Below are 13,676 nucleotides of genomic sequence, written 5' to 3' on the forward strand. Positions count from 1 at the left end.
GCGGTTCGGGCTTGGCTGGGTTGACCGGGCGGTTTGGTGGAGTGGTCCTTGGCTGCTTGGCAGGGTTGACCGGGTGGTTTGGCGGGGCAAGTCTGGGCTGCTTGGATAGGGCTGGTCCGGCCTGCTTGTCAGAGTGCCCCGCCTGTCACTGCCGGATCCAAGAGCGTGCGCTCAGAGTGTCGCATAACTGGAAAAACTTCGCGTTTTGGTTAAGTTTTTCCAGTTATGCGACCAAACTGCGGAGGTGTCCCCGGATCGAGGGTCCTTTTCGGGTAAACCAAGCGTCGCAGCGGCTCTCGGGCCGGCCAGGCGCCGCCGCCCTTCCCGGGCAATAAAGCGTCCGTTGCCCTTATGGGGTCAACCAAATGTGAATGAGGATTGATATGGAAACGTTTCTGAATATGAAAAAGAACGGCTCGCTCGCCATTCATTGCGTGGTGAACGGCCCCATTCAAACGAACACGTACTTCGCCGTGAGCGGTGACGAGGCGGTCATCATCGACCCGGCATGGGAGGGGGAGAGGCTTGCCGAGGTGTTCGCGGAGCGCTGCCCTGGCGCTCGCGTCGTCGCGATCATCTGCACGCATGGGCATGCCGACCATATCGGCGGCGTCGCCGGCCTGCGTCGCGCCCTCGGTGGCGACGTGCCTTTCATGATCTCCGAGGTCGATGCGGGCATCATGGCGGGCGCGATCGCCAGCATGCGCGATATGTGGGGCTTCGATCATGAGATGCCGCCTGCTCCCGACCGCCTGCTCAGGGAGGGCGACACGGTCGCGTTCGGAGACGTCGAACTGCAGGTCATGGCCACGCCCGGTCACACCCCCGGCGGTATCGTCCTGTTTTGCGCGGCAAGCACGGGCAACGTGGCGTTTGTGGGCGACACGCTCTTCCCCGGCGCTCATGGCCGGACCGACCTTGCGGGCGGTAGCGAAAAGCAGGTCATCGATTCGCTGGGCAAAATGGGTGCGTTCCTTCCCGGCGACACCCTGTGCCTCATCGGCCACAACGACACGACGACCATCGCCGACGAGCTGCAAAACAACCTTTTCATGCGTCGCGGTCTGCGCCATTACCGATAACCGCGGCAGTTGTCTGTCGTTGCTGGTCGGTTCATTGCGCGGGCGAGTTCCAGCCGCCGTCTGCCGTTCGCGTGGTAAAATACAAGCGTTTACCGTTCAGAGTATGGACAATGGGAGGTCCAATATGCTCGTCAATGCAGCTCAAATGCTCAAGGATGCCGAGGCCGGTCACTACGCCCTGGGCGCCTTCAACACCAACAACCTGGAGTGGACGCTCGCCATCCTCCAGGCCGCCGAGGAGGCCAAGTCCCCGCTGATCCTTCAGTGCACCGCCGGTGCCGCTAAGTGGATGGGCGGCTTCAAGGTCTGCGCCGATATGGTCAAGGCTGCCGTCGAGGCCACCGGTGTGACCGTCCCCGTGGCGCTGCACCTCGATCATGGTTCCTACGAGGACTGCTTCAAGTGCATCGAGGCCGGCTTTACGTCCATCATGTATGACGGCTCTCACGAGGAGACCTTCCAGCTTAACCTCGACCGCACCAAGGAGCTCGTTGAGCTTGCCCACTCCAAGGGCATGTCCATCGAGGCCGAGGTCGGCGGCATCGGCGGCACCGAGGACGGCGTGACCTCCAACGGCGAGCTCGCTGACCCCGCTGAGTGCAAGCAGATTGCTGACCTGGGCGTCGACTTCCTCGCCTGCGGTATCGGCAACATCCACGGCGTGTACCCTGCCGACTGGGCTGGCCTTTCCTTCGAGCGTCTGGGCGAGATCAAGGCCGAGACCGGCGACCTGCCCCTCGTCCTGCACGGTGGCACTGGCATCCCCGAGGATCAGATCAAGAAGGCCATCTCCCTGGGTATCTCCAAGATCAACGTCAACACCGACCTGCAGCTCGTCTTCGCCAAGGGCGTTCGCGAGTACATCGAGGCTGGCAAGGATCAGCAGGGCAAGGGCTTTGACCCCCGCAAGCTCCTCAAGCCTGGTCGCGACAACATCGTTGCCCGCACCAAGGAGCTCATGGAGGAGTTTGGCTCCGTCAACAAGGCGTAACGCTTTAGACCGCTGACTCATCGGGGCACCCGAATTCTCCGCGCATGCATCTCCGAGAATCGCGCGTAACGATTCCTTGGCCGTATGCTTGCCTGGGGGATTTCGGGTGCCCTGTTCATTACCACGGGCTCGCACGCACGTCTCGTCGGGAATCTCACAACGAGATGAGAGCCGATGTGGTACCATAGCCCAGCGCGACTTTTTATGCCCGAGTGGCGGAACGGCAGACGCAGGGGACTCAAAATCCTCCGGTAGCGATACCGTGTGAGTTCGAATCTCACCTCGGGCACCATGCGATCGAACGGGGCTCCAGCAATGGAGCCCTTACTTATGAGTGCCGAACTCACGCGAGTGCGAGAGCGTCGCGCAAGCGCGAGCGTTTGCAGCGAGCTCGTGAAGGTGGAGTCTGAGCGGTTGCGGATGCCACGGGCAGACGCTTCGAATCTCACCTCGGGCACCATGCGAACGAACGGGGCTCCAGCAATGGGGCTCTTTTATCGTGATGAAAGCATGGATGTTCCGTCACTTGTGCTATCATTCACGAGTCGCTGGTTTTCCAGCAAGGAAAGCAGGACCTGCGGGTTCTCACCTTTCGGTGCCATTGGGTAGCTGTCTGGTCGTACAACCGAGCGCTTGCACCTGCATGTTCTATGCAGCCTTAGCGCTAAAGCTGTCGACCCGGATGCCACATGGTTCCGGGTTTATTTGTACGAGTGCAAGAAGGAGGTATCGACATAGCTAAGTCTGATGACACCCGCATCAACGATGAGATTCGCGCCCCGCGCGTTCGCCTCATCGGCGTCGACGGATCGCAGCTCGGTCTGTTCGCCACGCACGATGCGCAGCGCATCGCCGATGATCAGAATCTTGACTTGGTGGAGATCGCGCCCAATGCGGATCCGCCGGTGTGCAAGGTCATGGATTACGGCAAGTTCAAGTACCAGCAGGCCATGAAGGCCAAGCAGGCTCGTAAGAACCAGTCCAAGGTTGAGGTCAAGGAAATGAAGTTCCGACCGAAGATCGATGTGGGCGATTACGAGACCAAGAAGGGTCACGTCCTGCGATTCCTCAAAAAGGGCGCGCGCGTAAAGATCACCATCATGTTCCGCGGCCGCGAGATGGCGCACCCGGAGCAGGGTCTGAACGTGCTCGAGCGCCTCGCCGAGGATCTCAAGCCGTTCGCTACGGTCGAGTCCCAGCCCAAGCTGGAGGGCCGTAACATGCTCATGCTGCTCGCACCCATCAAGGGAGCCTTCGATAACGAAGGCGACGCCGAGCCGAGTGATAAGTAGTTAACCGCCAGGTATTAGAAGGAGATTTCCATGCCTAAGATGAAGACCCACAGCGGCAGCAAGAAGCGTTTCCGCCGCAGCGGCACGGGCAAGATCATGCGTGCCAAGGCTTACAAGAGCCACATCCTGACCAAGAAGTCCACCAAGCGCAAGCGCGGCTTCCGTCAGGAGACCGAGCTGGCCGCCGCCGACGCCAAGGTCATCAACGCCCGTCTCGCCGGTCGTTAATCCATCCTTCCCGCTGTTATTTCCTTTAGGAGTTGATTAGATATGGCACGTGTCAAGCGCGCTGTGAACGCCAAGAAGAAGCGTCGTACCGTCCTTAACCGCGCGAAGGGTTATTACGGTCAGGCATCCCGTTCCTATAAGTACGCCAAGGAGCAGGTGCAGCACTCCCTCCAGTACCAGTACCGCGACCGCCGCAACAAGAAGCGCGAGATCCGCTCCCTGTGGATCACCCGCATCAACGCGGCCGCCCGCATGAACGACATCTCCTACTCCCAGTTCATGCACGGCCTGAAGCTCGCCGGCATCGAGCTCGACCGCAAGGTCCTGGCTCAGATGGCGTACGAGGACATCGAGTCCTTCAACGAGCTCGCCGCCATCGCCAAGAAGGCTCTCGAGGCCTAAGCGCTTCGCAGTAGAGAGAGCATGAAGAACGGGGTGTCCACGGGCGCCCCGTTCTGCTATCGGGCGGGCGCATCGGTACCACCATAACGCGTTGGCCGAGGGCTTCGCACCGTTCGCTGGAATCACGTGGGTTCATCCTTGACACGGCGTTCGCTGATGACTATAAAATAGTCTTGCATGGCGGGATGTTATCTCAAGGGAGCATGACCGCCTGCGCTTTGCCCGGCTTGGGCGTATCGGATAGACATAGGGTACATAGCTTCGGGTGTCACTCGTGTGGGGGCATGACCGTAGATGGTTTTTCCATCGGGTCATGCCCCCATTTTGTGTTTCCATGCAGCTTGTGCCCGATACAATGAGGAAAGGAGGTGCGCATCCATGCTGGCGATCAGAAAGCTCAACAACAACGCCGTGATCTGCCGAGACAGCCTCAACCGCGAGGTCGTGGCGCTGGGTAAGGGTATTGGCTACGGGGGAGACTTCCCACGCGAGCTCGACATCTCCACCGTCGAGCGGACATTCTACAGCGTCGACGCCGAGGGGCAGCGCATCATGCGGGACCTGCCCGCAGACGTGCTGATCTTCACAGCGAAGGTCATGGATATCGTTTCCAACGAGCTTCCCTACGAGGTAAGCCCGAATGCAGTTTTGATCATGGCCGACCATCTTGCCTTTGCGATTGCGCGCCAAAAGAAGGGCATTTGCTTCGACATGACGCTCGCCTACGATGTACGGCAGCTGTATCCGCTCGAGTACAAGATCGGCCGATATATCGTGGCGCGTCTGCGGCAAGAGATGGGCGTAGAGCTTCCGCATGAAGAGATTGCCAGCATCGCCATGAACCTGGTCAACGCTAAAACGGGTGCGGAAGCGGAGGCGTCGAGCGACCGTGCGCGTTCGTTTGAGCAGCTGCTCAACGACGTGACGGCTATCGTCGAGCGCGATTTCCGCACGATCATCGATCGTGAGACGTTTGAATACTCGCGCTTTGCCACGCACGTGCAGTACCTGTTCCGCCGCATCCAGGGCGGCGAGAACATCAGCAGCGCGAACTTGCCGCTCTACGGCAACTCGCTGGAAGAATTCCCCGAGCTCGCGAGCTGTATCGACCACATCAGCACCTGTATCGAGCGCTCGTGGGGCACGCGGCTCACCGATGAGGAGAAGCTCTACCTCATGCTTCACGTCAACCGCATCTGCTCGCAGCAAGACCAGCGCCGGGCCCAATAGCCCGGCAAATCAGAAGGATTGTAACCTGCGCAAGGGCAGGGCATGACCTCCGTGTACGACGATAAATGTCAACTGTGCCGAGGCTATTCGGCATGTAAGGAGGAACCATGGCAAACGACCGAAAACTTGCTAGCAAGATTATCGATACCGTTGGTGGCAAGGAGAACATTTCCAATGTGACGCACTGCATGACGCGCCTGCGCTTCGTACTTAAAGATGAAGGACTCGCGTCGGATGATGCCTTGAACGCCATCCCCGAGGTCATCAGCGTGGTGCGCGCGGGTGGGCAGGTCCAGCTCGTGATCGGCCCGACCGTCGATAAGGTGTACGACGCCGTTTGCAAGGAGGGCGGCTTTGAGGCGCAGACGGCCATCGACGAGAACCTCGACGCCCCAAAGCTCCCGTTCAAGGAGCGTTTCGCGCCCAAACGCATCGGCAACCTCATCTTGGATGCGGTGAGCGGCTCGATTGCTCCCATTCTGCCAATCTTCTGCATTGCGGGAATCTTTCGCATGTTCACCATTCTGCTCGGACCGGAGGGTGCAGGTTTACTCTCCGAGGAGAGCAGCATGTACCAACTCTTCACTCTCGTGGGCGATGCAGCTTATTACTTCCTTCCGGTCTTTGGTGCCTATGCGGCGGCAAAGAAGTTCAAAACGAGTCCCGTGCTCGCACTCATGATCGCCGTCATCATGATTCACCCGAGCATGCTCGCCATCGTCGAAGGGGGCGCTCCCTTCGACGTGTACGGTATTCCCATGACGCTTGTCAACTACACGCAGTCAGTGCTGCCGATTATTCTTATCGTGTGGGTTCAGTCCTACGTTGAGGGCCTCATCAAGAAGTTCTGCCCGGATATGCTGCGCATCCTTGTGATCCCCGTGGGAACCATGCTTATCATGCTGCCGCTGGCGCTGTGCGTCTTTGGGCCGGCAATCTCCTTCGTTATGGGCATCATTGCCAATATCATCATCTGGCTCGGCGCAAATGCCGGGCCGCTGTGCGGCCTTGTGGTCGGTGCAACGTGGAACCTCGTTATCGCCACTGGCATGCATGTGCCCATCCTTACCGCTATGATGCCTGGCTGGCTCGAGGTTGGTTATGACGCTGTGTGCACTCCGGGCACGACCGTGGTGGTCTACGTGACCTTTGCCGTTGCGCTTGCGTATGGCATTCGCGCTAAGGGCAAGGCAAACCGCCAGCTCGGTTGGACTACGTTTGCCACTTATGCGCTCGGTCGCGTGTCAGAGCCCATTATCTACGGTATTCTCCTGCGCGATAAGAAGGCCCTTGCCTGGTCAATGATCGGTGGCGCGGCAGGCGGTCTTGCGTGCGGCCTGCTGAATGCGCGCATTTTCGTCTTCTCGGGTGTTGGCTTCCCGTGGATGAACGTTATCAAGTTCAGTCAGGATATCGTCCCCGGCGCTATCGGCTGCATTATTGGTTTTGCGGTGACCTTTGCCCTCTGCATGGTCTTTGGTTTTGATAACCGCGAAGCTACCGAGAATGCCGCCGAGGATGCCATGGAAGCCTAAGCGCCGATTCCGCATGAGGCGATCTCGGCGCGGGATCCCCTCCCGATGCCTAAGCCCCATGCGTTCGAAACGGACCGCTCGTCGCGAGGCGGGCGGTCCATTGTCAATCTAAGTAGAGGAGGGTCTCATGCCGCTACGTTCTGATTTTCTCTGGGGCGGAGCACTTGCCGCCAACCAATGCGAGGGTGGGTTTGACCAAGGAGGTCGAGGTCTCGCCAACGCCGACCTGCTTCCCTTTGGCGAGGGGCGTCTTGCCGTCATCCGTGGTGACAATGTGCCCCTTGAGGCTGATCCGGGCTGCTATTACCCTGCACGCGAGGCCATTGATTTCTATCATCATTACCGAGAGGATATCGCGCTCTTTGGTGAGATGGGCTTTAAGGCGCTCAGGCTTTCGATTGCGTGGAGTCGCATCTTCCCCAATGGTGATGACGTCGAGCCCAACGAGGAAGGCCTTGCATTTTACGAGGACGTATTTCGCGCCTGTCGTGAGCAGGGGATCGAGCCCGTGGTTACACTCAACCACTACGACGTTCCGATGCGTCTCGTTACCGCGTACGGCGGGTGGCGCAACCGGACTCTCGTCGACCTCTTTGAGCAGTTTGCGCAGACCGTCTTTGCACGCTACGCCGGGCAGGTGCGGTACTGGCTCACCTTCAACGAAATCAACATCATGACTTCGGCCTGTTTCATGGGTGCGGGAATCATCTTCCATGAGGGTGAGGACCGCTACCGCTCCATCCACACGGCGGTCCACCATGTGCTCGTGGCGAGCGCGCGGGCGGTGCGCCTCTGCCATGAGCTGGTGCCCGGCGGGCAGATCGGTTGCATGCTGAACGCGGGTATCTACTATCCCGCGACCTGCAACCCTGAGGACATCAAGGCGGCGCAGGACGAGAACCGCAAGCACTATATGTTCACGGACGTGCAGGTGCGCGGGGCCTACCCCTGCTACGTACTCAAAGAGTATGAGCGCCAGGGGTTCCAGATTCCCTGGGGGGAGGATGACCGCGAGGTTCTTGCCGCCAATACCGTTGACTTCGTTTCATTCTCGTATTACTCCACACGCGTGGTCGAGGCGAGCGCGGAAGGCAAATACGACTCCAACCTCCTTAAGAGCGCGCCCAATCCCTATCTCAAGCTCGAGCCGTGGGGACGCTTTATCGACCCGTTGGGATTGCGAATCACCATGAACGATATTTACGACCGCTATCAAAAGCCACTCTTTATTGTTGAGAACGGCCTCGGTGCCGTGGACGAGCCAAACGAGGCGGATTATATAGAGGATGACTACCGTATCGCATACCTGCGCGCGCATCTGCAGGCTATGAAGGATGCGGTGGAGGAGGACGGCGTCGATCTCATAGGCTACACGTGCTGGGGCCCCATTGACCTTGTATCAGTGGCAACGGGTCAGATGAGTAAGCGTTATGGCTTTATCTACGTCGATTTGGACGACGAGGGCAATGGCACACGAAGGCGAACGAAGAAGAAATCATTTGATTGGTATAAAAAGGTGATCGCCTCGAACGGGGAGGACCTGAGCTAGCGCGCAGTAAGGGCCTACGTAGAAGGGTGCATGCATTTGTCCAGTTCAAGCAGTATAAAGATGAAGCTAGGCAGATGGATGCACCTCGAGCAGTAAGCGAGCAGTAAGCTCCAAATGTGCAGGAAATGTGCAGACCCCGATTCCCGCCCCCGCGCCCTCCCGACTCTGGCAATATATCTCCTTGCCGCGCGGGTGGCCGAGCGAAGACGAGGCCGACGGACCCGCGGCGGGTACCTTGAGAACCGGATACCGCGAAGAGACGGAAATGAAGTGGAGACACCATTTTAACAGGTGTCACAGTGATGTACTTTTCAAGATGTGTAAGGTCCGAGCCCTGAGGGCTCGGCACCCGTTTCAACTTCCTTGAACCAGTTTACACGCTAAGCACTAGATGGAATCCGAACCAGCAAGCATGCTGGTCGGGACGGGCTCACCCCGCCGAACCATGATCGCGACCGGACCGCGCGTCCGGCCATCATATTTGGACGGAGAGTTCGATCCTGGCTCAGGATGAACGCTGGCGGCGCGCCTAACACATGCAAGTCGAACGGCACCCGCCCTCGGGCGGAAGCGAGTGGCGAACGGCTGAGTAACACGTGGAGAACCCGCCCCCTCCTCCGGGATAGCCTCGGGAAACCGTGGGTAATACCGGATGACCCCGGCAGGCCGCATGGCCGGCCGGGCAAAGCCCAGACGGGAGGGGATGGCTCCGCGGCCCATCAGGTAGACGGCGGGGTGACGGCCCACCGTGCCGACGACGGGTAGCCGGGTTGAGAGACCGACCGGCCAGATTGGGACTGAGACACGGCCCAGACTCCTACGGGAGGCAGCAGTGGGGAATCTTGCGCAATGGGGGGAACCCTGACGCAGCGACGCCGCGTGCGGGACGAAGGCCCTCGGGTCGTAAACCGCTTTCAGCAGGGATGAGACAAGACGGTACCTGCAGAAGAAGCCCCGGCTAACTACGTGCCAGCAGCCGCGGTAATACGTAGGGGGCGAGCGTTATCCGGATTCATTGGGCGTAAAGCGCGCGTAGGCGGCCCGGCAGGCAGGGGGTCAAATGGCGGGGCTCAACCCCGTCCCGCCCCCTGAACCGCCGGGCTCGGGTCCGGTAGGGGAGGGTGGAACACCCGGTGTAGCGGTGGAATGCGCAGATATCGGGTGGAACACCGGTGGCGAAGGCGGCCCTCTGGGCCGAGACCGACGCTGAGGCGCGAAAGCTGGGGGAGCGAACAGGATTAGATACCCTGGTAGTCCCAGCCGTAAACGATGGACGCTAGGTGTGGGAGGGGAACCCTTCCGTGCCGCAGCCAACGCATTAAGCGTCCCGCCTGGGGAGTACGGCCGCAAGGCTAAAACTCAAAGGAATTGACGGGGGCCCGCACAAGCAGCGGAGCATGTGGCTTAATTCGAAGCAACGCGAAGAACCTTACCAGGGCTTGACATGCGCGTGAAGCCGGGGAGACCCGGTGGCCGAGAGGAGCGCGCACAGGTGGTGCATGGCTGTCGTCAGCTCGTGTCGTGAGATGTTTGGTTAAGTCCAGCAACGAGCGCAACCCCCGCCGCATGTTGCCAGCACCTCGGGTGGGCACCCATGCGGGACCGCCGGAGTCAATCCGGAGGAGGGCGGGGACGACGTCAAGTCATCATGCCCCTTATGCCCTGGGCTGCACACGTGCTACAATGGCCGGTACAGCGGGATGCGATGGCGCGAGCCGGAGCGGATCCCTGAAAGCCGGCCCCAGTTCGGATTGGGGGCTGCAACCCGCCCCCATGAAGTCGGAGTTGCTAGTAATCGCGGATCAGCATGCCGCGGTGAATGCGTTCCCGGGCCTTGTACACACCGCCCGTCACACCACCCGAGTCGTCTGCACCCGAAGTCGCCGGCCCAACCGAGAGGGGGGAGGCGCCTAAGGTGTGGAGGGTGAGGGGGGTGAAGTCGTAACAAGGTAGCCGTACGGGAACGTGCGGCTGGATCACCTCCTTTCTAGGGAGCGAGAGCGCTTTCTGAAAGCACTAGAGAACCATATCTCACAATTGTTGCGGCGCAGGTGTGCCCGCGTCCCCGCTTCCGTGCCGTCCCTTCGCGTGTCCGGTCCCCGGGGTCACCCCGCGTACCTTGAGAGCCGCATAGCGACAAGACGGATCTAGAGAGAGATCTGATCGATTCTTCTATATCGAGATATGAGATATATCTTCCAATCTGCATATATAGTAAGTTGCATGACGATCGCCGGTGGCGCTGAGCCACCTGGCGTATGCGACACCCAGACATTCAAGTGTCTAGATACGGCGTCCCGCACGGAAGGTGCGGGAAGATATCTAGGGCGCACGGCGGATGCCTTGGCACATGGAGCCGAAGAAGGACGCGGCAAGCTGCGATAATCCGCGGTTAGGGGCACACACCCTTCGACCCGCGGGTCTCCGAATGGGCGAACCCGCCAGGAGAAGTCCTGGCACCCTCCGGATGAACTCATAGTCCGGAGGGGGACAACCCGGGGAACTGAAACATCTAAGTACCCGGAGGAGAAGAAATCAACATCGAGATTCCCCGAGTAGCGGCGAGCGAAAGGGGACCTAGGCCAAACCGTGGAGCGGGCCGGCGCCAGCCTTTGCCGCCCACGGGGTTGAAGGGCCGACCGCCCGGGGGCTGGCGCCCCCGGCGGGCATCCATCCAGGGGAGCCGAACGGCATGGGAAGGCCGGCGGCACAGGGTTAGGGCCCCGTAGGCGCACCCTGGGATGGAGCCCGGCGTCGGTCCCTGAGTAGGGCCGGGCACGTGAAACCCGGTCCGAACCCGGGGGGACCACCCTCCAAGCCTGAATACTCCCATGTGACCGATAGCGCACCAGTACCGTGAGGGAAAGGTGAAAAGCACCCCGGGAGGGGAGTGAAACAGTACCTGAAACCGTGCGCCCGCAAGGCGTCGGAGCACCCATGCGGTGTGACGGCGTGCCTTTTGTAGAATGAGCCAGCGAGTTGCTGGCACGCGGCGAGGTTAAGCTGGGAAGCGAGCCGGAGCGAAAGCGAGTCCGAAACGGGCGTTCCCAGTCGCGTGCCGCAGACGCGAAGCCGGGTGAGCTATCCCTGGGCAGGCTGAAGCGGGGGTAAGACCCCGTGGAGGGCCGAACGGACGTACGTTGAAAAGTGCGCCGATGACCTGGGGATAGGGGTGAAAGGCCTATCAAACCCGGAGATATCTCGTTCTCCCCGAAATAGCTTTAGGGCTAGCGTCGCGCGTTAACCGCCGGAGGTAGAGCACCGGATCGATGAGGGGGCTTCGCCGCCTACCGATTCGAACCGAACTCCGAATGCCGGTCGGTCCAGAGCGCGGCAGTCAGAGCATGTGGGCTAAGCTGTGTGCTCGAGAGGGAAACAGCCCAGACCGCCCGCTAAGGCCCCCAATTCTCAGTTAAGTGGCAAAGGATGTGCGTCCGCGCAGACAACCAGGAGGTTGGCTTAGAAGCAGCCACCCCTTCAAAGAGTGCGTAACAGCTCACTGGTCGAGTGGACATGCGCCGACAATACACGGGGCTAAACTGAGAGCCGAAGCGGCGGCAGCGATTCTTCGCTGGGTAGGGGAGCGTCCCGCGCGGGGCGAAGCCGGAGGGTCACCGACGGTGGACTGCGCGGGAGCGAGAATGCTGGCATGAGTAGCGAGAGACGAGAGAGTAACTCGTCCGCCGTAAACCCGAGGTTTCCTGGGCGAGGCTAATCCTCCCAGGGTCAGTCGGGGGCTAAGCCGAGGGCGGATGCCGTAGGCGAAGCGCAGCAGGTGGACATTCCTGCACCGGAGATGCACCGTCACGACCGACGGGGCGACGGATTGGGGTGGCTCGGCGGGGTTCTGGACGTCCCCGTGATGGAGCGCGGCCCGCGGACCAGGCAAATCCGGTCCGCACGAGGGCGAGGCTCCGGACGAAGCGAGAGAGCGAAGCGAGTGAGCCCGTGGTCCCCAGAAAAACCCCTAGGCAGGGGCATCTCCGCCCGTACCGCAAACCGACACAGGTGGGTGGGTAGAACATACCGAGGCGATCGGGTCAACCATGGTCAAGGAACTCGGCAAAATGGCCCCGTAACTTCGGGAGAAGGGGCGCCGGCGCGTACGTGGACCCACTTGCTGGGCGAGCGGAGGCCGGCCGCAGTGAAGAGGCCCAATCGACTGTTTACCAAAAACACAGGACTCTGCAGAAGGCGAGAGCCGACGTATAGGGTCTGACGCCTGCCCGGTGCCGGAAGGTCACGCGGAGGGGTTAGCCGCCTGGCGAAGCCCCGAAGCCAAGCCCCGGTAAACGGCGGCCGTAACTATAACGGTCCTAAGGTAGCGAAATTCCTTGTCGGGTAAGTTCCGACCTGCACGAAAGGCGCAACGAATTGGGCGCTGTCTCGACCATGGACCCGGTGAAATTCCACTAGTCGTGAAGATGCGACTTACCCGCGGAAGGACGGAAAGACCCCGTGAACCTTCACTGCAGCTTGGCATTGGCCGCTGGCCCGTCGCGTAGAGGATAGGCGGGAGGCTTCGAAGCCCGGGCGCCAGCCCGGGTGGAGCCGACCTTGGAATACCGCCCTCGGCGCGCCGGCGTCCTAACCCCGGGCCGTGATCCGGCCGGGGGACCGTGCCAGGTGGGTAGTTTGACTGGGGCGGTCGCCTCCTAAAGGGTAACGGAGGCGCGCGAAGGTCCGCTCGGGACGGTCGGCAACCGTCCTCAAAGAGTGCAAGAGCGTAAGCGGGCTTGACTGCGAGGCAGACACGCCGAGCAGGTGCGAAAGCAGGCTCTAGTGATCCGGCGGCCCCGCGTGGGTGGGCCGTCGCTCAACGGATAAAAGGTACTCCGGGGATAACAGGCTGATCTTGCCCAAGAGTCCACATCGACGGCAAGGTTTGGCACCTCGATGTCGGCTCATCGCATCCTGGGGCTGGAGCAGGTCCCAAGGGTACGGCTGTTCGCCGTTTAAAGCGGTACGCGAGCTGGGTTCAGAACGTCGTGAGACAGTTCGGTCCCTATCCTCCGCGGGCGCAGGAGAATCGAGGGAGGCTGCCCCTAGTACGAGAGGACCGGGGTGGACGCACCTCCCGTGAACCAGTTGTCGACCAACGGCACGGCTGGGTAGCGGCGTGCGGCGCGGATAACCGCTGAAGGCATCTAAGCGGGAAGCCGTTCCCGAGATCAGTTCTCCTTTTCGGTAAGGGCCCAGGTAGACTACCTGGTCGATAGGCCGCAGGTGCAAGGGGCGCGAGCCCCTCAGCCGAGCGGTACTAATAGCCCGAGCTCTTACCCGCATCCGACCGGCGGGACGCCATACATGCAAGTATCTAAGGTGTCGCGTCGTCTAGGTCAGGTCGACCTCGGTTCCGTCCCTCGA

8 protein-coding genes, 1 tRNA gene and 2 rRNA genes are annotated in these 13,676 nt (G+C 60.7%); all 11 read left to right on the top strand.

From position 1 onward, the window contains the following. Window positions 1-383: 383 nt before the first annotated feature. The gene (locus tag LK434_RS00755) at window positions 384-1,082 is read left to right on the top strand and encodes an MBL fold metallo-hydrolase (protein ID WP_040361000.1); all 699 of its coding nucleotides are present in this window, start codon (window positions 384-386) and stop codon (window positions 1,080-1,082) included. Between the two features lie 124 nt (window positions 1,083-1,206). After that, window positions 1,207-2,073, top strand: a complete 867-nt coding sequence (gene fba / locus LK434_RS00760; protein ID WP_040361002.1) for a class II fructose-1,6-bisphosphate aldolase — start codon at window positions 1,207-1,209, stop codon at window positions 2,071-2,073. 206 nt (window positions 2,074-2,279) lie between these two features. After that, a tRNA-Leu gene (locus LK434_RS00765) sits at window positions 2,280-2,365 on the top strand. A gap of 397 nt (window positions 2,366-2,762) precedes the next feature. Beyond that, entirely contained in the window at window positions 2,763-3,365 is a 603-nt protein-coding gene (infC, locus tag LK434_RS00770) for a translation initiation factor IF-3 (RefSeq protein WP_006720996.1), read from the top strand. 30 nt (window positions 3,366-3,395) lie between these two features. Next, on the top strand, window positions 3,396-3,593 hold the full coding sequence (gene rpmI, locus LK434_RS00775) for a 50S ribosomal protein L35 (RefSeq protein ID WP_006720997.1): 198 nt from the start codon (window positions 3,396-3,398) through the stop codon (window positions 3,591-3,593). 42 nt (window positions 3,594-3,635) lie between these two features. Continuing rightward, window positions 3,636-3,995: a 50S ribosomal protein L20 gene (gene rplT / locus LK434_RS00780; protein ID WP_006720998.1), complete on the top strand. Its 360-nt coding sequence runs from the start codon at window positions 3,636-3,638 to the stop codon at window positions 3,993-3,995. A gap of 378 nt (window positions 3,996-4,373) precedes the next feature. Then, window positions 4,374-5,225: a PRD domain-containing protein gene (locus LK434_RS00785; RefSeq protein WP_006720999.1), complete on the top strand. Its 852-nt coding sequence runs from the start codon at window positions 4,374-4,376 to the stop codon at window positions 5,223-5,225. 107 nt (window positions 5,226-5,332) lie between these two features. Continuing rightward, entirely contained in the window at window positions 5,333-6,760 is a 1,428-nt protein-coding gene (locus LK434_RS00790) for a PTS transporter subunit EIIC (RefSeq protein WP_006721000.1), read from the top strand. Between the two features lie 127 nt (window positions 6,761-6,887). Further along, a complete protein-coding gene (locus tag LK434_RS00795) occupies window positions 6,888-8,309 on the top strand; it encodes a 6-phospho-beta-glucosidase (RefSeq protein WP_040361008.1) in 1,422 nt (473 codons plus the stop codon). Window positions 8,310-8,791: 482 nt separating this feature from the next. Next, window positions 8,792-10,296, top strand: a 16S ribosomal RNA gene (locus LK434_RS00800). A gap of 324 nt (window positions 10,297-10,620) precedes the next feature. Then, window positions 10,621-13,594 (top strand): 23S ribosomal RNA (locus LK434_RS00805). The 16S and 23S rRNA genes sit together here, the layout of an rRNA operon. Window positions 13,595-13,676: the final 82 nt, after the last annotated feature.

Origin of the sequence: Collinsella stercoris DSM 13279, from assembly GCF_020735465.1 — a bacterium.
Classification (GTDB): domain Bacteria; phylum Actinomycetota; class Coriobacteriia; order Coriobacteriales; family Coriobacteriaceae; genus Collinsella; species Collinsella stercoris.

What these genes read in the sequence shown, in the direction of transcription:
- LK434_RS00755 (WP_040361000.1), top strand. Translation starts at nt 384, where the DNA reads ATGGAAACGTTTCTGAATATGAAAAAGAACGGCTCGCTCGCCATTCAT.
- fba (WP_040361002.1), top strand. Translation starts at nt 1,207, where the DNA reads ATGCTCGTCAATGCAGCTCAAATGCTCAAGGATGCCGAGGCCGGTCAC.
- infC (WP_006720996.1), top strand. Translation starts at nt 2,763, where the DNA reads ATGGTTCCGGGTTTATTTGTACGAGTGCAAGAAGGAGGTATCGACATA.
- rpmI (WP_006720997.1), top strand. Translation starts at nt 3,396, where the DNA reads ATGCCTAAGATGAAGACCCACAGCGGCAGCAAGAAGCGTTTCCGCCGC.
- rplT (WP_006720998.1), top strand. Translation starts at nt 3,636, where the DNA reads ATGGCACGTGTCAAGCGCGCTGTGAACGCCAAGAAGAAGCGTCGTACC.
- LK434_RS00785 (WP_006720999.1), top strand. Translation starts at nt 4,374, where the DNA reads ATGCTGGCGATCAGAAAGCTCAACAACAACGCCGTGATCTGCCGAGAC.
- LK434_RS00790 (WP_006721000.1), top strand. Translation starts at nt 5,333, where the DNA reads ATGGCAAACGACCGAAAACTTGCTAGCAAGATTATCGATACCGTTGGT.
- LK434_RS00795 (WP_040361008.1), top strand. Translation starts at nt 6,888, where the DNA reads ATGCCGCTACGTTCTGATTTTCTCTGGGGCGGAGCACTTGCCGCCAAC.